The organism is Dokdonella fugitiva (assembly GCF_004342425.1).
GTDB classification, from domain to species: domain Bacteria; phylum Pseudomonadota; class Gammaproteobacteria; order Xanthomonadales; family Rhodanobacteraceae; genus Dokdonella_A; species Dokdonella_A fugitiva.
This window is the reverse complement of sequence record NZ_SLWQ01000003.1, coordinates 1-19,043: the sequence shown is the minus strand read 5'-3', so window position 1 is coordinate 19,043 and position 19,043 is coordinate 1. Positions and strand designations below refer to the sequence as shown.

Below are 19,043 nucleotides of genomic sequence, written 5' to 3'. Positions count from 1 at the left end.
GATGACGGCGGCCGCCTCGACCGAGGCATTCGCCTGCCGCGCGGGTTGCGGCGCCTGCTGCATCGCGCCGTCGATCTCCTCGCCGATCCCCGGCATGCCGCACGGCAAACCCGCCGGCATGCCGTGCGTGCAACTCGACGACGATTTCCGCTGCCGCATCTTCGGCCGGCCCGAACGACCGGCGGTCTGCTCGTCGCTGCGGCCTTCGCCATCGATGTGCGGCGACAGCCGCGACGAGGCGACGCGCCATCTCGCTGCACTGGAAGCGGCGACGCGGCCGCGCTGATCACTCCCGGCGACCGCGACGGGTTCCGCCCGGACGCCACCCGGCGTTGAATCCAGGCGCCGCCCTCGACGCATCCAAGCCTTCGACACCGCCGTTGCGCGGTCGACACCCAGGCTTTCCATCCCAACGACGGTCCGGCCCTCGCAGCGCGGGACCTGTCCGGAGTGCAGTCGATGAAAACCGCAAGACCGCTCGTGCCGTCCGACCACCGCAGGCGCCTCCTGCACGCCGCGCTCGCGCTCGCCGCCTGCTTCTGCGGCGCCCCGGCCCTCGCCGCACGCGCAGCGGTCCTGCCCGACACGCCGGAGGGCAGGGCCGGCGCCGCGTTGATCGAGCACATGAATGCGGGTGACCGCGAGCAGATCCGCGGCTGGGCGCCGACGATCCTGTCGCCGGACATGGATGCAGCCGAGCGGGCAGGTTTCACGGCCGGCCTGGTCGCGGCGACACGCGACAGCGGCGGCGTCGACCTGAGCGACGCGCACGAACAGCAGGGCATGCTCGTCCTGACCGTGAAGGCGCGCCGCAGCGGTCGCCTGGCGGCCATCGTGCTTGGTAGCGATGCGGCGCGGCCCGGCCGCTTCGCGCACGCGGAGATCGTGCCGGTGGACGACCCCGCGCTGTACGCCGGTTGGCCGAAGGCTGCGGTGTCCCGCAAGGACCTCGCGCGACTGGTCCGCGCCACGCTCGACCGGCTCGTGCGTGCCAGCGATTTCTCCGGTTGCGTGACCGTCGTCGACGGCGGCGAAACCGTGGTCGACGAATGCCGCGGCCTCGCCGAACGGCGCTTCGGCGTGCCGGTCGACCACGGGACGAAATTCCACATCGGCTCGATGGACAAGATGTTCACCGCCGTCGCCATCGCCCAGCTCGTCGAGGCCGGCAAGCTGGCGTGGGACGACACGCTCGCGCAGCGGGTGCCCGAGTATCCCGACCGCGAGGCGGCGAAGAAGATCACCGTATGGCAGTTGCTGCACCACACCGCCGGCCTCGGCGACTTCCTCGTGCCCGAATTCTTCCGCCAGCGCGAATCCTTCCTCGACACGACCGACTACCTCGATCTCATCGCGCGCCAGCCCAGGGTGGGCGAGCCGGGCAGGGACTGGAACTACAGCAACGCCGGCTACGTCCTGCTCGGCCGCATCATCGAGAACGTCTCGCGCGAGAATTACTTCGACTACATCGAGCGCCACGTCTTCGCCCCGGCCGGGATGCACGCCAGCGGCTTCGACGAGCTCGACGAAGTCGTTCCGAAACTGGCGGTCGGGTATTTCCGTGACGGCGTGTTCTCCGGCGAATGGAAGGCGGACTGGATGAGGATTCCGTTCAAGGGCGGTCCGGCAGGCGGCGGTTACTCCAACAACGCCGACCTGCTGCGCTTCGCCAAGGCGTTGCGCGAAGGCCGGCTGGTCCGGCCGGCGACGCTGGCGAAGATGTTCGAGGACGAGGTGCCGGCCGGACCGGGCGCCTACGCGGCGGGCTTCGGCGATCGCGTTTCGCACGGCCGCCACGTGCGTGGGCACGCCGGCGGCATCGAGGGCACGGACGCGAACCTCGCAATGGTCTGGGAACGCCAGGCCGACGTCGTACTGACCAGCAACCAGGGGCCGGGACAGGCATGGCTGTTCGCCGAACGCATCGCCGACCTGCTCGCCGCGCAGGACGCCGCGCCCTGACGGCGTGCCCGCTGCGCCGCCATCCCGTGCCCATGCCAACCACTTCGGAGCAAGACCATGGAATTCATCGTCATCCCCCTCGTCGTACTCGCGGCACCCGTGCTGATCGTGCTGATCACGCTCCGCTACCGCGATCGGCAGACCCAGGCGCGCTACCGCACCTTGCTGCAACTGGCCGACAAGGGCGTGGAGCTGCCACCCCAACTGCTGGTGGAATCGCAGCCGGGCGACGTGGAACGGCGCCGCGCGCTCGTGCTCATCGGCGGCGGCCTCGGCCTGATGGCGATGTTCCTCGCCTTGCCGGGCCAGTTCGACGGCAACGGCACGCACGTCCGCGAGCTGTGGGGCCTCGGCCTGTTGCCGCTGATGACGGGCCTGGGCTATCTCGCGAGCTGGTGGTTCAACCGGCGCGAGCGCGCGCGTGGCTGACAGCGCCGCCGAGGCGCGCGTCGATCGGGCCCTGGTGACGCGGGTCCTGCTCGACGATGACCGACGCGCGTTCGAGCAGCTGGTGCGCAGGCACCAGGGCATGGTGCGCGCGCAATTGCGTCGCCTGCTGCGCGGCGACGAAACCGCGGCCGACGATATCGCCCAGGAGGTGTTCCTGCTCGCCTGGCGCAAGCTCGACCAGTTCCGCGGCGAAGCGTCGTTCCGCACGTGGCTGTATCGCATCGCATGGACATGCTTCCTGCAGGCGCAGCGCAGGAACCCGGCGCCGGCGGACGACGCCGACGAGGTCGAACCGCCCACCGCGCCGGCCCAGCCGGTCGACCTGCAACTCGACTTCGAGCTCGCGTTGCGCCGCCTGTCCGATGGCGAGCAGGCCGTGCTGCTGCATTGCGTGCAACTCGGCCTCAGCCACGAAGAGGCCGCCTTCGTGCTGGCGATGCCGCTCGGCACGGTGAAGACCCACGCCACGCGCGGCAAGGCGAAACTGAAATCGTGGTTGTCGGCGTGGCGCGCCGGCGCCGCGCAGGAGGATCCGGCATGACCCATTCCCGTGAAGACGACGCGGTCGAGGCGCTGCTGCAGCGGCAGTTCGAAGGCGCGGTGGCCGACGACGGTTTCTGCGATCGCGTGATGAAGCGCCTGCCCGCGCGGCCGCGGCACCGCGCGTGGCCGTTGTGGAGCGGCATCGCGGTCGGCGTCGCGGCGTGCGCGTCGACCCTGTCGTCCAACCCGGGGCTCCAGCTCGGCTGGCGCGGATGGATCGGCGGCGACATGTCGCCGTCGGCACTCGCCGTGCTGGCCGCGCTCGCCGGCATGTCGCTGCTGGCGATGTGCTGGAGCCTGGCCGAGGCCGACGGTGGCTGAGGCGATGGCGGGCGGGCGCTCGGTGTTGCGCCCGTGCGGGCTCAGGCGCCCGCGGCGAGGTAGCGGTCCTTGAGCTGCACGTAGTGCTGCGCCGAGTAGTACAGGCGCTCGATCTCCTGCGTGGACAGCTTGCGCACGCAGCGCGCGGGGTTGCCGACCCAGAGCTCGCCCTCGCCGACGACCTTGCCCGGCGCGACGAGCGCGCCGGCGCCGATCATGCTGTGGCGATGCACGATGGCGCCGTCGAGCACGGTCGCGTGCATGCCGATGAGGCAGGCATCGTGGATCGTGCAGGCATGCACGACCGCGGCATGGCCGATCGTGACGTCGTTGCCGATGACGAGCGGGAAGCCGTCGTCGGTGTATTCGCCTGCATGCGTCACGTGCAGGATCGAACCGTCCTGCACGTTCGTGCGCGCGCCGATGCGGATGTGGTGCACGTCGCCGCGCGCGACGACACCGGGCCAGAGCGACGCGTCGTCGCCGACGTCGACGTCGCCGATCAGGTGTGCGCCGGGATCGACGTAGACGTTCGCGCCGAGGCGCGGAAGGATGCCCTGGTACGGCCGGATGTTCATGGCGAAGGCCCGCGGAAAAGCCGCAAGCCTAGCATCGGCCTGTCGCGCACGGACGCTTGATTTCCGCGGCCCGACGCGCCACGTTGTCGGGCCGCACACCACGACTGCAACCCCCATGACCCACCCCAATCCGCTGCTCGCCGGGTCCGGCCTGCCGGCGTTTTCGGCGATCCGTCCGGAACATGTCGAACCCGCGATCGACGCGATCCTCGCCGACTACCGCGCGCGCATCGACGCCCTGCTCGCCAGCGACGCGCCGCGTGATTTTGCCGGCGTGCTGCTGCTCGGCGAGGAACTCGAGGACCGCCTCAACCGAGCATGGGCCCCGGTGTCGCACCTGCACGCGGTCGCCGACTCGGACGAACTGCGCAAGGCGTATGCGGCCGCACAGGAAAGGATCGTCGAACACGCGAGCGAACTCGGCCAGAACCGCGCGTTGTACGCGGCGGTCGACGCCGTCGCGCGGCGCGAGGACAGCGCGCGCCTGCCACGCGCGGCGCGTACGCTGATCGAGCACGAGCTGCGCGATTTTCGCCTGTCCGGCGTCGCGCTCGAGGAGCCCGCGCGTTCGCGCTTCCGCGAGATCGCCAGCGAGCTGGCCAGGCTCGCGACCGAGTTCGAGGAAGCCGTGCTCGACGCGACCGATGCGTGGAGCGAGACGATCAACGACGAGCGCGCGCTCGCCGGCATCCCCGAATCGGGCCGCGCGGTGCTGCGCGCCTACGCCGAGGAGAAGTCGCAGGACGGCTGGCTCGTCACGCTCAAGCAGCCGAGCGTGCAGGCGGTGCTCGCCTACGCCGACGACCGCGGCCTGCGCGAGCGCGTCTACCGCGCCTACCAGACGCGAGCGTCCGACCAGGGCCCGAATGCGGGCGAGTTCGACAATTCCGCGCGCATCGAGCGCATCCTCGCCTTGCGCCACGAGGCGGCCCAGCTGCTCGGCTTCCGCGACGCCGCGGAGGAATCACTCGCGACGAAGATGGCACCGTCGCCGGATGCGGTGCTCGCGTTCCTGCACGACCTCGCCGCGCGAGCGAAGCCGGTCGCGCAACGCGAACTGGAGGAATTGCGCGCGTTCGCCGCGGACGAACTCGGCATCGCCCCGCTCGAGCCCTGGGACGTCGGTTACGCGGCCGAGAAGCTGCGCGAGAAGAAGTATTCGCTCAACGAAGAAGAACTCAAGCCGTACTTCGCGCTGGACCCCGTCATCGAGGGCCTGTTCGCGATCACCGAGCGCGTGTTCGGCGTGTCGCTGCGCCGCCGCGACGGCGTCGACACCTGGCATCCGGACGTGCGCTACTACGATCTCGTCGATGCCGACGGGCGCGTGTTCGCCGGCGCGTACTTCGACCTGTATGCGCGCAGCGGCAAGCGCGGGGGCGCCTGGATGGACGTGTGCGCGAACCGCTTCGACCGCGAGGGCGCGTTGCAGCTGCCGGTCGCGTTCCTGACCTGCAATTTCGCGCCGCCCGCGGCGACGACGCCATCCCTGCTCACCCACGACGACGTCCTCACCCTGTTCCACGAGTTCGGCCATGGCCTGCATCACCTGCTCACCGAAGTCGGCGTGCCGGGCGTCGGCGGCATCAACGGCGTCGAATGGGATGCGGTGGAGCTGCCGAGCCAGTTCATGGAGAACTTCGGTTGGCGCCGCGAGGCGCTCGACTTGTTCGCGCGCCACTGGCGCACCGGCGAGAAGCTGTCCGACGCGCTGTTCGAACGCATGCAGGCCGCGCGGCATTTCCACGCGGGCCTGTTCCTCGTGCGCCAGCTCGAGTTCGGCCTGTTCGACTTCCGCGTCCACCGCGAATTCGATCCCGCGCGTGGCGCGCGCGCGCTCGAGATCCTCGACGAGGTGCGCGACGAGGTCGCGGTGATCCGGCCACCGGCATGGCAGCGCTTCCCGCATGCGTTCACGCACATCTTCGCCGGCGGCTATGCAGCGGGCTACTACAGTTACCTGTGGGCCGAGGTGCTGTCCGCGGACGCATTCGCGCGCTTCGAGGAAGCGGGCGTGTTCGATCGCGCGACCGGCGAGGCGTACCGCAGGTCGATCCTCGCGGTCGGCGGCTCGCGCCCCGCGCTGGAGTCGTTCATCGAGTTCCGCGGTCGCGAACCGCAGCCGGACGCGCTGCTGCGCAGTTACGGTCTCGCGGCCTGAGCGCGGCCGGCATGCCGAGGCCATGCGCTAAGATGAACGGATGAAGATCGCGAGCTGGAACGTCAATTCGCTCAACGTGCGCCTGCCGCACCTCGAGCGATGGTGCGCGGAGGCCCGGCCGGACATCGTCGCGCTGCAGGAAACGAAGCTCGAGGACGCGAAGTTCCCGGTCGCCGCGCTCGAGGGGGCCGGTTATCGCAGCGTCTATTCGGGGCAGAAGACCTACAACGGCGTCGCGATCCTCGCGCGCGCGCCGATCGGCGAGGTGGAGCACGGCATTGCCGGCTTCGACGATCCGCAACGGCGCGTCCTCAGCGCGACGGTCGGCGAACCCGGCTCCGCACAGGCGCTGCGCATCGTCAACCTCTACGTCGTCAACGGCCAGTCGGTCGGCAGCGAGAAGTACGCCTACAAGCTCGACTGGCTGGCCAAGGTCGGCGCGTTCCTCGCCGAGGAGATCCGCCGCCATCCGCGCCTGGTGGTGATGGGTGACTTCAACATCGCGCCCGACGATCGCGACGTCCACGATCCGGCCGCCTGGCACGAGCAGGTCCTCTGTTCGACGCCCGAGCGCGACGCGCTGCGTCGCCTGCTCGACATCGGCCTGGTCGACAGTTTCCGTCTGTTCAACGAGGACGGCGGACACTACAGCTGGTGGGACTACCGGCAAGGCGCGTTCCGGCGCAACCTCGGCTTGCGCATCGACCTCGTGCTCGTGTCCGACGCCTTGCGCGCGCGCTGTCGCCGCGCCTGGATCGAGCGCGAACTCCGCACCTGGGAACGTGCGTCCGACCATACACCCGTCGTCCTGGAACTCGAAGATGACTGCTGACTGGATGGTGTCGCCGAGCGACAACGAACTCGAGGAACTCGACCGCTTCCTGCGTGCGCACGCGGGCGACGAGGACATGCTGCTCGATGGCGTGCACGGTTTCCTCACCGCGCTCGCGATCGGGCCGGTGCCGGCCAAGCCGGAGGAATGGCTGCCGGAGATCCTGCATGAACCGTTCGCCGATGCGGACGAGGGCGAGCGCGTACTCACGCTACTGGCGCGGCTCAACGATGCGATCACGCCCGAACTCGAGACCGGCAGTTACGAACCGATCCTCGGCGAGCTCGAAGTCGAGGACGGGCCGCCCGCGTTCACCGCGCGTGGCTGGTGCGAGGGCTTCTCGCGCGGCATCGACCTGCGCGCGCCGTCGTGGGAAGGGCGCCTCGGCCAGGATTCCGAATTGATGGAACTGCTGTCGCCGATCATCGCGCTCGCGATCGACGACGGCGTGTTCGAGAGCGATGCGGATTTCGCACCGCTCGGCGACGAGGACTACGACGAGTGCCTCGCGCAGATTCCGAATGCGGTCGGTGCGGTGGCCGAGTACTGGCGTTCGCATCCACTCGCCGCCGACGAAACGCCGGGCGAAGGCGGCGCGCTGCCGCCGCGCCGGCGGGGTGGGCGCTGGGTGCATTGATCCTGCCGTGCGCTTCGGTGGCAGCACTGCGTCCGACAGCGCTGCCCGTGGAAGGCGCGGTTCCTGCAGGAGCCCACCCTGTGGGCGGCCGCAGCGTCGCGATGCACCGGGGGCGACGGTCGCGCCCTGACATGTGCCGCACTTGTGTGGGAGCAACCGTCTTCGGCGGCCGGCATACCGGCAATCCATCCGCGCCGAGCGCAGCCCGCGAAGCAGGCGGAGTCTAAGTGCCCGCCCTCAGCGCGCGGCATTCCCCTTGGCGGCCGGCGTTGCGGCCGTGCTCGGCGCGCGCATCAGTTTCTCGTCGAAGTACGCCGCGATCATCGCGTAGACGTGCTTCTTCAACGCCGGCGTGGAGAGGCCGTGCTTCGCTCCCGGGTAAGTCATCAGGCGGAAGGGCACGCCGCGCTGCTGCAGGGCGGCCATGAGCTTGGTCGAATTCGTGAACAGCACGTTGTCGTCGGCCATGCCGTGCACGAGCAGCAGCTTGTCGGGCTGGATGCCGTCGAGCCAGTGCAGCACGTTGGATGCTTCGTATCCGGCGGCGTTCGCCTGCGGCGTGTCGAGGTAGCGCTCGGTGTAGTGCGTGTCGTACAGCGACCAGTCGGTTACCGGCGCGACCGCGACGCCTGCGGCAAACGCGTCGCCGGCCTTGGCGAGCAGCATGAGCGTCTGGTAGCCGCCGTAGCTCCAGCCGAAAATGCCGATGCGTTGCGCATCGACGTAGGGTTGCGACTTGAGCCAGGCGACGCCAGCGAGCTGGTCGGCGACCTCCGCCTTGCCGAGCTGGCGGAAGATCGCGTCGGAGAAGCGCCGTCCGCGCCGCGGCGTGCCGCGGTTGTCGAGCGCGAACACGACGTAGCCGTGCTGCGCCATGTACTGCTCGAAATGCGCGCCCCAGGCGCGATTGACGTATTGCCGGCCAGGCCCGCCGTAGTAGGTCATGAATACCGGATAGCGCTTGCCTTCCTCGTAGCCGAGCGGCTTGTACACGCGATAGTGGAGGTCCTGCCCGTCCTCGCTCGCGAGATGGCCGAACGCCGGCTCGACGAGGCTGTCGCGGTACGGCCAGTACGGATGGCCGGGCTGGAGTTCGTTCTGCTCGATCCACGCGATGCGGCTGCCGTCGGGCTTGCGCAACGAAACCTGCGGCGGCGTGTGCGGATCCGAATAGGTGTCGATCCAGGCCGCCGCATTGTCGCCGAACACCGCCTCGTGCCAGCCGTCGCCTTCGCTGATGCGCCGCGCACGGTCGGCCTCGCTGCCGTCGAGCCGGGTCGCATAAACCTGCGCCTGCAGCGGATCGTCGCGGTTCGCCGCGAAATAGACGGTGCCGCCTTTCTCGTCGACCGCGAGCAGCTTGTCGACGTCCCAGTTGCCGCGCGTGAGCGCGCGGCGCAGCCGGCCGTCGAGGCCGTACACGTACAGGTGCTTGTGGCCGTCGCGTTCGGATGCCCAGACGAACGCGTCCTCGTTCTTCAGCCAACGCAGGTCGTCGTGCAGGTTGATCCAGGTCGGGCTCGTCTCGCTGAGCACGATCGTCTGGCGCTGCGTCGCGAGGTCGGTGACGACGAGGTCGAGCGCGCGCTGGTTGCGACTCTCGCGCTGGAACGCGAGGCGCTTGCCGTCCGGCAGCCAGTCGACGCGCGCGAGGTAGATGTCGGCGTCCTTGCCGAGGTCCACCCAGTGCGTCCTGCCGCCGCGCGGCGCGACGACGCCGAGGCGCACCGAGACGTTCGGCCGGCCCGCCGCCGGATAGCGCTGGCGCACGGTCGTGCTGCGCTCGGCATACACCTCGGTGCGCTCGACCTCGTCGACTTTCGCTTCGTCGTAACGCTCGAACGCGATCGCGTTGTCGTCGGGTGCCCACCAGTAGCCGGTGGCGCGATCCATCTCTTCCTGCGCGACGAACTCCGCTTCGCCGTTGTGCACGGTGGCCGCACCGTCGCGGGTGAGCTGGTAGTTGAGATTGCGCTCGAGGTCGATCACGTAGAGGTTCTGCCGGCTCACGAACGAGACGTATCCGCCGCGCGGTGAAACCTTCGCGTCGTTGACCTCGAAGCCCTTGGGCGTGAGCGCACGCAGCTGCGCGCCGGGCTTGCCGTCGAGGTCGTACAGCCACAACCGTTCGTCCACGCTGAACAGCAGCTTGCGGCTGTCGGGCGACCAGCGGTACGAGACGATGCCCTTGAGCTGCGCGATGCGCTCGCGTTCGCGGCGCGCCTTTTCGGCATCCGACAGTTCCCTGTGCTCGCCGAGCGCGGCGGAGTCGACCAGGCGCTGCATCGTTCCGCTGGCGATGTCGTACTGCCACAGGTCGAGCTGGTTCTGGTCGTCTTCGCGACCGCGCAGGAAACCCACGCGCGTGCCGTCGGGCGCGATCTTCAGTGAACGCGGGCTTGGCCCATTGAGGTCGGGGTCGCCGTAGATGCGGTCGATGGTCAGGCGTTCGGCATGCACGAGGGGACTCAGGGCCAGGAGGGCCGGCAGCAGCAGGCGATACATGTGGGGACTCCGCGGTATCGCCGCATTAGACCGCAGCACGCCCGCAGCGCCAACCCGGGAACGTCACGCTGCGGGCGCCGGGTCCGTGCCGATGCCGCGCGCGACGACGAATGCCTCGAGCAGGCGGCCGAGTTCGGCGAGGTCGTCCGCGAGCGGACGCAGCGGCAGGGCATGCGCGGCGTCCTCGATGCGCGCCGCGCACGTGGCCATGGCATCGGCGCCGACCAACCCGCTGGCGCCCTTGATGCGGTGCGCCTCGCGCGCGATCGCGTCCGCGTCCCGCGCGTCGACGGCTGCGGCGAGTGCCGCGAGGTCGTGTCGCGTGCTGTCGACGTAATCGCGCAGCAGTTCGGCGTCGACCGCGATCGGCGGTGCGGCCGTGCCCGACGGCGCGTGGTCGAACGGCAGGTAACGCTGCAATGCATCCGCGATCAGCTGCAGCGGCGCGGGCTTGGCGATGAAATCATCGATGCCCGCCGCGCGGCTGCGCTCGACTTCCTCGGTGCTCACGTTCGCGCTCATCGCGATGATCGGACGGCGCGGGCGCGAGCCTGCGCGTTCGTCGGCACGCACGGCTTCGGCGAGCGAGTAGCCGTCCCGACGCGGCATGTGCAGGTCGGTCAGCAGCAGCGCGTAGCGCGCGCTGCGCCAGCGCTGGAGCGCGGCCTCGCCGTCCGCGGCGACGTCGCAGGCGTAGCCGAGCTGGCGCAACTGGCGCGAGATCACCGCGCGGTTGGTCGGATGGTCGTCGACGAGCAGGATCAGGCGCCCGCTGCGCTCGGCCTCGTCGACGCTCGGCGCGGTGCGCGCGGGCGTGCTCGCCGGCGACGACGACGACGCGACGAGCGCGGGATCGGCGAGCGGAAGCTGCACGACCAGGCTCATCGTCGTGCCGACGCCGAGGCGGCTCTCGACCGTGATCTCCCCGCCCATGAGCTCGGCCAGGCGGCGGCAGATCGAGAGACCGAGGCCGCTGCCGTCGGCGCGTTGCGCGCTGCCGTCGCGGGCCTGCACGAACGGCTGGAACAGGCGTGCCTGGTCCTCCGCGCCGATGCCGATGCCGGTGTCGCGCACGCGCAGCGCGACGAGTTCGCGCTGGTCCGCCGCGGCGAGCCGGTCGAGCGCAACGACGACGCTGCCGCGCTCGGTAAACTTCAGCGCATTGGATAGGAAGTTGCTGAGGATCTGCCGCAGGCGCAACGGATCGGCGAGGTGCGCCGGCGCGAGCCGCTCGTCGATCGTGCAGTCGAGGCGCAATCCCTTCGCCGACGCGGTGGCGAGGAAGTTGCCGGTCGATGCGCGCACGAGTTCGCGCAGGTCCACCGCCACCGGCAGCAACTCGAGGCGGCCGGCCTCGATCTTCGAGAAGTCGAGGATGTCGCCGATGATCTGCGACAGGCTCTGCGCGGAGCCCTGCACGATCTCCACCTGCTGGCGCTGGTCGGCATCGAGGTCGGTGCGCGCGAGGAGTTCGAGCATGCTCGCGACGCCGACCATCGGCGTGCGGATCTCGTGGCTCATCGAAGCCAGGAACGACGACTTCGCGCGGCTCGCCGCGAGCGCGCGCGCTTCGCTCTCGCGCAGCTCGCCTTCGTAGCGGAGCAGGTCCTGGCGCATCGTCGAAAGGGCCTCGTGCACTTCGCCGAGTTCGCCCTCGGGCACGTGGCCACCCGGCTCGAAGTCGCGCTCGCGCGCGTGGCGGGCGAGATGCTTGAGGCTCTCCACGCCCTTGTAGATGTTGCGCAGCATGCTGCGCCCGGCGACGAGCACGATGAAGAGCGTGATCAGGCTGAGGACCACGCGCCAGCGGCCGACGCGTCGCGCGGTGTCGAGGTGCGCGCCGATCATGCGCTCGGTATCGAACATCTTGAGGTCGGCGAGGAACTTCAGGCGCGAGGCGACCGGGTCCATCGCCGGGTAGAGCTCGGTGTCGGCGAAGCGGCCGAGCGCGCCGATGTCCGCGGCGTGGAAGATGTCGAGCAGCTTCCGCGCGGCGCGGTCGGCGCTCACGCGCGCACGCGCGACCTCGTCGACGACGGCGCGCTGCTCCGGCGGCAGCTCGGACGCGACGAGTTCCTTCCAGTCGCGATCGATCGCGCGCCGCGCGCCTTCGACGACTTCGACGCCCTGCTCCCAACCCATGAGGTTGTTGCGCACGCGGAACACCGCGCTGACGATGTCGAGGCCGTAGGCGTCGGAGATCGATTTCGCCAGGCGCAGGCCGGCGAGCGATTGCTGCTGCACGCGCTGGAACGTCGCGACGTCCGAGCGCTGGTTGATCTCGTCGAGCACCAGCACGGTGAACCCGGTCAGCAGCAACAGGCCGAACAGCGCCTGCAGTTGCACGCGGATGCGGACGCGGCGGTACAGCGGGATCATTGCGCCGGCGCCGCCTCGGGCTGGTGCCAGTCGCGGATCGCGCCGGGCAGCGCGTGGCCGGGAACGGCGGCGCTGACGAGGAAACCCTGCGCCTGCTGGCAGCCGAGTTCGGCGAGCATCTGCCATTCCTCGACCGTCTCGACGCCTTCGGCGACGACCGTGAGATGGAGCTTGCGCGCGAGGTCGAGGCTCGCTTCGACCACCGCGCGCTTGCGCGGCTGCGCCGGCGCGCCGCTGACGAAGCCGCGGTCGATCTTCAGCTCGGTGAAAGGGATCTGCGACAGCTGCGAGAGCGACGAGTAGCCGGTGCCGAAGTCGTCGATGGCGAGGCCGAAGCCCTTGAGGCGCAGGCGCGCGAGCACGTTGAGCACGTGCGCGGCGTCGCTCATGACCGAGCTTTCGGTGACCTCGATGACGATGTCGCGCGGGCGCGCGCCGTGATCGGCGACGATCTGCTGGTAGCGGTCGGCGGTGGCGACGTCGGCGAGGTTGAGCATCGACACGTTGACCGACAGGCCGAGTTCGAGCCCGTCGTCGGCCCAGCGCCTGCGCCAGCGACAGCTCTGCTCGAGCATGCGCTCGGTGAGCGCGCCGATCATGCCTTCGCGCTCGAGCAGCGGAATGAAGCGCGCAGGCCCGATCATGCGGCCCTCGTGCGGCCAGCGCGCGAGCGCCTCGACGCCGACGACGTTGCCCGTGCTGATCGCGACCTTGGGCTGGAACCAGGCTTCGAACTCGCCCGCGGCGAGCGCTCGGCGCAAGGCATCGGGCCCGATTTCGACGTCGGGTTCCGCGGCGGGGGATTCTTCCTCGAGGTGGAAGCGGCCGAGCACGTCGGCGAGCTTGAGCGTGGTCAGCGGCTTCTCGACGACGCCGAGCACGCGCAGGCCGTACGCGCGCGCCATGCCTTGCACGGTGTTGAGCAGGGCGGGATCGAGCGCGCTCGTGAGCGCGATCGCCCCGCTGCGCTTCTGCGCGGCGAGATGGCCGATGAATTCGATGCCGTCCATCTCCGGCAGGTCGAGATCGACCAGCACGACGTCGGCGGGCGCCGCCCGCAGCGCGGCGAGTGCGGCGCGACCGTCGGCGGCCGCCTCGACGCGGCGCAACCCGAGTTCCTCGAGCAGGCGCATCGCGACGCGGCGCTGGAAGCCGTGATCCTCGACCACGAGCACCGACAATTCGGTCAAGCGCATCGTCAGCCCTCCCCTGGGCGCCAGACTAGCGCAAAGCGCGCGCCGTGCAGAGGGCACGCCGCCGGGCGCGCGCCTCACGGCGCGTGATGGGACTCAGCGCGGCTGCTGGCCGAACAGCACGCGCCGCTCTTCATCGCTGAGCGGGCGATCGCTCGGCGGGTTCACCTCGACGCCACGCGCATACGCGCGCTGCGTCGCCGGCCGCGCCGCGATCACGGCATGCCAGCGGCGGATTTCCGGGTACGCGTCGAGATCGATCGGCGCCTTGCCGTAGGGGCTGATCCATGGGTGGCAGGCCATGTCGGCGATCGTGTAGTCGTCGCCCGCGATGAACGCGCGGCCGGCGAGGCGGCGTTCGAGCACGCCGAGCAGGCGATGCGCTTCCTTGGTGTAGCGCTCGATCGCATACGGGATCGGCTCCGGTGCGTAGACGCGGAAATGCCCGTACTGGCCGGTCATCGGGCCAAGCCCGGCCATCTGCCAGAACAGCCACTGCAGCACGGTCTGCCGTCCGCGCAGGTCGGTCGGGATGAAGCGACCGGTCTTGTCGGCGAGGTAGAGCAGGATCGCGCCCGATTCGAACAGGCTGAGTGGCGCGCCGCCGTCGGCCGGCGCGTGGTCGATGATCGCGGGCATGCGGTTGTTCGGCGCGATCGCGAGGAACTCCGGCCGAAATTGCTCGCCCTTGCCGATGTCGACCGGCTTGATCGTGTAGTCGAGCCCGCTTTCCTCGAGGAACATCGTGATCTTGTGGCCGTTCGGCGTGGGCCAGTAGTGCAGGTCGATCATGCTCGGTCTCCGTGGATGTGCGCTCGTGGTTGGGTCGGCCGCCGGCGTTCTCAATGGACGCCGCGGCGGCGGATGTCCAGAGCGCGGACGGCGATGCCATGCGCGATGCGCGCCGGCGTTGCTTTGCATCTGTTTACATCTTTCCTTTTTCGCTCGTGGTTTCGGTGAAAATGTCGCGCCGGCGGGTTGTGCAGGGCAGGCGCGTGTCCTACGCTTGCGCGGCGAAGGAACCGCGCGGCATCGCATCCGGGCGACGCACCAAGGGGCTTCATGTCGGCGTCGCGTGCATTCGAGCGCCACGCACGCCTTCCCGCAAGACACGAGCGCGTTGCGGGCAACGATGCCGCGGCGCGGGATGTCGAGCGCATGCGACCGATCATCCTTCCTTCTGCGAGTTCCGACATGACGAGCGAGATCCTGCGCTGCAAGCCTTTGCCTTTGGCCATCACGTTGCTGCTCTCGGGCGGCGTCGCGCAGGCACAGGACATCGAACTCACGCCGTCGCCGGGCGGAGCCGTATCGGTCAAGGATCCCGCGACTTCCGCCGAGCGCTTCCGCGTCGAAGGTGACGGCCGGGTCTATGTGCCGGGCCTGCCGTCGACGACGCAAGGCTCGGACGGCGTCTGCTATGCGGCCGATGGCCAGCTCACGCGTTGCACGAGCCTCGTCGGACCGACCGGACCGACCGGACCTGCGGGCCCCACGGGTCCTGCCGGTGCGACGGGTGCGACCGGCCCTGCCGGTCCGGCGGGCGCAGACGGCGCGACCGGTCCGGCGGGCGCCGCGGGTCCGACGGGACCGGCAGGTGCAGCGGGACCCACGGGCCCGGCCGGTGCAATCGGCCCCACAGGCCCGGTCGGGCCGCAAGGGATAGCGGGCCCGACGGGGCCCGTCGGCTTGACCGGTCCGCAAGGGATGGAGGGCCCGACGGGTCCCGCCGGCCCGACCGGTCCGGTGGGGCCGACCGGACCCATGGGGCCTATGGGCGCAGCGGCGGGCGTCACGCGCATCGCACACGGCTGCGTCAATGCGAACGGCTCGGTCGCCTCGGCCGGGTCGGCGAACTGGACGGCTGCCTGCGCGGGCGACTGCGCGGCGGTGATACCGTCACCGACCAATGTCACCTACACGGTGACGTTCTCGCCTGCGTTCGCGAGCGCACCGACCGTGATCGTCACGCCACTGAATCCGGAGGTCTACGCGGGTGACGGCCAACGCTACGTGGTCACGCCGATCGTGACCGGTCGCGCTGCCGGCAACTTCACCGCGCAGTTCGGCTATACCTCCAATGCCCTCCTGAACACGACGTTCCCGAACTCGTTCTGCTTCTCCGCGATGAACTGAATGGCGCGCACACGGGCGGAGACATCCATGACCAGGCAACCATCGGGCAGGTCCGTGCATGCGCTTCGTGCGACCGCCCTGCTGTTGCTCGCCGCCGCGGCGGGCACGGCGTGCGCCGGCACGATCGTCGTGCCCGCCGGCTCGCTGCGCGACGATGGCGCAATCAGCGGAGCCGGCGTCACCATCTCGGGCAGTGGCGTCGGCGCAGGTACCGGCAGCATCGCCGACGATCTCACGCTCGCTGCGGGTGGGACGCTGGCCCCGGGCGGCGCATCCGCGGTCGGCGTGCTCGACGCGATCGGACTCACGTGGCAGGCCGGCGGGAGGGTCGCGATGCGCCTCGGCGCGAACGACGCGGCGTCGGACCAGCTCATCCTCTCGGGCGCGCTCACGCGCCAAGGCACCGGCAGCTTCGCCTTCGACTTCAGCGACGGTGCGACGCCGCCGAGCGCGGGCGCGACCTACACGCTGATCCGCTACGCGAGCCAGAGCGGTTTCGACGCGGCGGATTTCAGCTACGTGTACACGGGCAGCGCGAGCGCGCTGGTCGGCGAATTCCGCCTCGATCCCGACGCGCTGCGTTTCGTCGTGATCTCGACGCCGGTGGAACTGCAGTCGTTCGGGATCGACTGAGCGTCGGCGTCACTTGCCGATGCAGAAGCGGAATTTCTGCCGCATATCGTTGATTTTCAAGGCAGTCATGACGGTCCCGCAATGCGCTTGGACCTATTCTTGGACCCAAAAGCCAAGCGTGTCCCTTGGTAGCGGCGGATGGCCATCCATGGACGCTTCCCGCGCTCCTGTTACCGATGCGATGTGTCAGCGGTCAACCTGATCAGAGGCAGTGAACCCGACCATCGACGTCCGCCAACGTTCAATGCGCTGCAACGGTCTCATTTTCCCACCTCCTGATCCGGAAGACCAAGGATGTTGTGCCCTGCTCAGCTCGAAAAAACGGGAGGCGCGCAGTTCGGATTGATGGCTGCGGCAGCGGTGATGCCGGGGTGAGATGAAGGCTCCTTTGGCCCAGTTGGCCGATACCGATGGGAGCCTCGCCATGTCACACCCAGCTTCAGACATCATCACCCCGAAAGCCCTGTTGCTCGATGAGCGGCTGACGCCGCTGGAGCGCAATGCCTGGCTGACTTTCCGTGCGCTGGCCAGCAGCGATGGCACCGTGATCCTCAGCTACGACGAGCTGCGCAAGTACCTGCCCAGCGCACCTGGCAGCAAGCGGGCGGCCCTTGAAACCGTGTCCAGGGCCGTGCTGTGCCTGCGGCTGTCCGCGTGGATTGCGCTGGTCGAGTACCGCCGCAATCCGATGACTGGCTTCTCAATGGCCAGTCGCTACGTGGTGCGGAATCAGCCCCTCGCGTTCGACGAGGCCTGCCTGGAGGACAAGGACTACCTACCCCTGCTGGAACGGGCGCTCGGCCATGCCAGTGCGACGATTCGCCAACTGGCACAGTCCATTCTCGACGAAGCCATGCGTCATCCGGACCGGTTGGAAAAGCTGCCCGCCACGATGAAAGAGCGGATCAGGCGCTTGCAGCACCGTGGCGACGACCATGATCCGGGCAGTCCTGGTGGCTCAACTCTGCGCGACACCCGCGTGCCCGAAGCCAGCGGCGACATTCCGAAACCCGTCCCGGCATCTGCGACAGCAGTATGTACTGTACAAAAAGAAGTATTTAAAGAAGTACATACGTACCGGTCACCAACCGAAGTGCAGGCATCGCGGTCGGATGTGCCCATCCGCTTCCAACAACTGCCGCAGGATCAGCAACGGGTTCTCACCGCGCGTCTCAAGGGCTTGCCTCCGGAACAGCGCCTGGCAGTGCTGGCCGAGTGGGACGTGCGCTGTGAATCAGGTGGCGTGTGCAACGCCATCGCCTACCTCTACGGATTGATCAAGAAGGCCGTGGAAGGCGTCTTCAAGCTCTGGGCGGCACGCAAATCCGCCCCGCAGCAGACACCCGTGCAGGCCGTCAGCAACAGCCCGCATGGCTCGCCGCCTGCCCCTTCTCCATCGTCCAGCAGCCAAGCCGCAAAACCTGCATCGCGTGAGGTCGCGCAACGGCATCTGGAGCAGATCCGGCGCATGCTGAAGACGCCATCGCTGCCCATCGGGCAGATCATCGGGGGCATGGCTGACAGCGGAATGCTGCCAACAGCCCCGGGAAACACGCCTGCTGCTGCAAGGCTGGGGTCGCTGGGCTCGGCGTGAGACAGATGGAGCCGTCACTGCCCGCCGCAGTGACGGCCCGGCGAACTGCAGCAACAATGCGGATTGGCGCAGCATCGCATTGATGGCTGCGCACATGACGATGCCCCGGCACACTGGCCCTGCAACGACCTGCCGGGTGGGTATGAACACCGGAACCCTGGCGCAGGTTCCTGCAAGCGCCGACCCGGCCTCACCGGGCGGAACCGCCCAGGCACACCCAGGCTCGCTCTGTGTGCCGCCCTACCCATAGGCAGAGCCTTCCTCATCCTCGGCGTGATTCGTCCCGCTATCGTCGCAACACACATCCGCCGTTCCAGGCACTCATTGCTGGTCGCCCGTCCTCACACGGCCTGCCGACACCTTTTCCACACTGCATCACAGGAGGTACTCATCCCAGCACATCGCGTTGTCGTCTCTTGCCATCCCTCCGCCCGGCCTTCCCACAGGAAGCAAGGCGGACGCCTCATTCGAGGCCACAGTTGAACTGAGCACCTGGCCCTTGCCCTTCGGGGATCTCGCCTTGGCGAGTTGGCAAAAACACTGACCGTTTGCTTCTCAGCCCCGACAACCGATGGAACAACACCGCGATGGACGACCTGACCTATACCCTGCGCCAGCTTTGCCAGCGCAACCGCGACGGCAGCCATGCCACCCAGGCCGACCGACAACGGTCGCTGATTCTGGCCGCTCGCCAACTGCGCGAAGCAGGCTTCCGCCAGATGCGGGCCACCTCGCTCAAGGGCAAGCATGTCGGAGCCCTGTTGCAGCGCTGGCAAGCCGAAGGTCTGTCTGTCGGCACACTGATAAACCGCATGGCGCACCTGCGCTGGTGGGCCGAGAAGGTCGGCAAGGCAGGCATCCTGCCAGCGGACAACACCAAGCTGGGCATCGCGGACCGCCGCTATGCGACCAACGAAAGCAAAGCCAAGGAACTAGGCGATGGGCTGGCCAGGATCACCGATCCCTACGTTCGCATGAGCCTGCGCTTGCAAGCGGCCTTGGGCCTGCGGCGGGAAGAGTCCATCGTAAGCGTCCGCCCACCCCACCTAGCGTCACGCAGCCGCGTTATGCCAGCGGCAACAACGTCTCGATGTCGCGTTCCCTGGTGGTCGGCAGTCG

17 protein-coding genes are annotated in these 19,043 nt (G+C 69.0%); 12 read left to right on the top strand and 5 right to left on the bottom strand.

What is annotated here, in order from left to right:
• Position 1 precedes the first annotated feature (1 nt).
• The 5 genes from EV148_RS06930 to EV148_RS06910 all read left to right on the top strand — a co-directional run bounded on the left by EV148_RS06930 (position 2) and on the right by EV148_RS06910 (position 3,276).
• Entirely contained in the window at positions 2-286 is a 285-nt protein-coding gene (locus EV148_RS06930; protein ID WP_131995612.1) for a YkgJ family cysteine cluster protein, read from the top strand.
• A 173-nt stretch (positions 287-459) separates the two neighbouring features.
• Positions 460-1,962: a serine hydrolase domain-containing protein gene (locus tag EV148_RS06925; RefSeq protein ID WP_241988010.1), complete on the top strand. Its 1,503-nt coding sequence runs from the start codon at positions 460-462 to the stop codon at positions 1,960-1,962.
• Positions 1,963-2,019: 57 nt separating this feature from the next.
• The gene (locus EV148_RS06920; RefSeq protein WP_131995609.1) at positions 2,020-2,391 is read left to right on the top strand and encodes a DUF6249 domain-containing protein; all 372 of its coding nucleotides are present in this window, start codon (positions 2,020-2,022) and stop codon (positions 2,389-2,391) included.
• Positions 2,384-2,953 carry an RNA polymerase sigma factor gene (locus EV148_RS06915; RefSeq protein ID WP_131995606.1) on the top strand — a complete coding sequence of 190 codons (570 nt, stop codon included), beginning with the start codon at positions 2,384-2,386 and terminating at the stop codon, positions 2,951-2,953. The genes EV148_RS06920 and EV148_RS06915 overlap by 8 nt, the downstream gene beginning before the upstream one ends.
• A complete protein-coding gene (locus EV148_RS06910) occupies positions 2,950-3,276 on the top strand; it encodes a hypothetical protein (RefSeq protein WP_131995603.1) in 327 nt (108 codons plus the stop codon). The genes EV148_RS06915 and EV148_RS06910 overlap by 4 nt, the downstream gene beginning before the upstream one ends.
• Positions 3,277-3,317: 41 nt before the next feature.
• Here the strand turns inward: EV148_RS06910 and EV148_RS06905 are convergent, their stop codons facing one another.
• Positions 3,318-3,854, bottom strand: a complete 537-nt coding sequence (locus tag EV148_RS06905) for a gamma carbonic anhydrase family protein (protein WP_131995600.1) — start codon at positions 3,852-3,854, stop codon at positions 3,318-3,320.
• Between the two features lie 115 nt (positions 3,855-3,969).
• On the opposite strand from EV148_RS06905, the gene EV148_RS06900 reads away from it, so the two are divergent.
• The 3 genes from EV148_RS06900 to EV148_RS06890 are packed head-to-tail and all read left to right on the top strand — an operon-like array spanning position 3,970 to position 7,484.
• Positions 3,970-6,015 (top strand): M3 family metallopeptidase, encoded by a 2,046-nt coding sequence (locus EV148_RS06900; RefSeq protein WP_131995598.1) that lies wholly within the window; start codon positions 3,970-3,972, stop codon positions 6,013-6,015.
• 40 nt (positions 6,016-6,055) lie between these two features.
• Complete coding sequence (gene xth / locus EV148_RS06895) at positions 6,056-6,847, top strand: exodeoxyribonuclease III (protein ID WP_131995595.1); 792 nt, start codon at positions 6,056-6,058, stop codon at positions 6,845-6,847.
• Positions 6,837-7,484: a YecA/YgfB family protein gene (locus EV148_RS06890; RefSeq protein ID WP_131995593.1), complete on the top strand. Its 648-nt coding sequence runs from the start codon at positions 6,837-6,839 to the stop codon at positions 7,482-7,484. Before xth ends, EV148_RS06890 begins: the two co-directional genes overlap by 11 nt.
• Before the next feature lie 237 nt (positions 7,485-7,721).
• On the opposite strand, the gene EV148_RS06885 is transcribed toward EV148_RS06890, so the two are convergent.
• The 4 genes from EV148_RS06885 to EV148_RS06870 form a co-directional block, all read right to left on the bottom strand.
• A complete protein-coding gene (locus tag EV148_RS06885) occupies positions 7,722-9,989 on the bottom strand; it encodes a S9 family peptidase (RefSeq protein WP_131995590.1) in 2,268 nt (755 codons plus the stop codon).
• 63 nt (positions 9,990-10,052) lie between these two features.
• Positions 10,053-12,368, bottom strand: coding sequence for a sensor histidine kinase (locus EV148_RS06880; RefSeq protein WP_131995587.1), 2,316 nt, complete (start codon positions 12,366-12,368; stop codon positions 10,053-10,055).
• Positions 12,365-13,564, bottom strand: coding sequence for an EAL domain-containing response regulator (locus EV148_RS06875; protein WP_131995584.1), 1,200 nt, complete (start codon positions 13,562-13,564; stop codon positions 12,365-12,367). The genes EV148_RS06880 and EV148_RS06875 overlap by 4 nt, the downstream gene beginning before the upstream one ends.
• Positions 13,565-13,657: 93 nt before the next feature.
• Entirely contained in the window at positions 13,658-14,353 is a 696-nt protein-coding gene (locus EV148_RS06870) for a glutathione S-transferase N-terminal domain-containing protein (protein WP_131995581.1), read from the bottom strand.
• A gap of 402 nt (positions 14,354-14,755) precedes the next feature.
• Between EV148_RS06870 and EV148_RS19065 the strand changes: the two genes are divergently transcribed.
• The 4 genes from EV148_RS19065 to EV148_RS06850 all read left to right on the top strand — a co-directional run.
• The gene (locus EV148_RS19065; RefSeq protein ID WP_131995578.1) at positions 14,756-15,697 is read left to right on the top strand and encodes a collagen-like domain-containing protein; all 942 of its coding nucleotides are present in this window, start codon (positions 14,756-14,758) and stop codon (positions 15,695-15,697) included.
• A 27-nt stretch (positions 15,698-15,724) separates the two neighbouring features.
• On the top strand, positions 15,725-16,330 hold the full coding sequence (locus EV148_RS06860; protein WP_131995575.1) for a hypothetical protein: 606 nt from the start codon (positions 15,725-15,727) through the stop codon (positions 16,328-16,330).
• A gap of 388 nt (positions 16,331-16,718) precedes the next feature.
• Complete coding sequence (locus EV148_RS06855) at positions 16,719-17,924, top strand: STY4528 family pathogenicity island replication protein (RefSeq protein WP_241988009.1); 1,206 nt, start codon at positions 16,719-16,721, stop codon at positions 17,922-17,924.
• A gap of 587 nt (positions 17,925-18,511) precedes the next feature.
• Positions 18,512-19,043, top strand: a 532-nt coding sequence (locus tag EV148_RS06850) for a phage integrase N-terminal domain-containing protein (RefSeq protein WP_277871131.1), incomplete at its 3' end; no start/stop codon positions are given.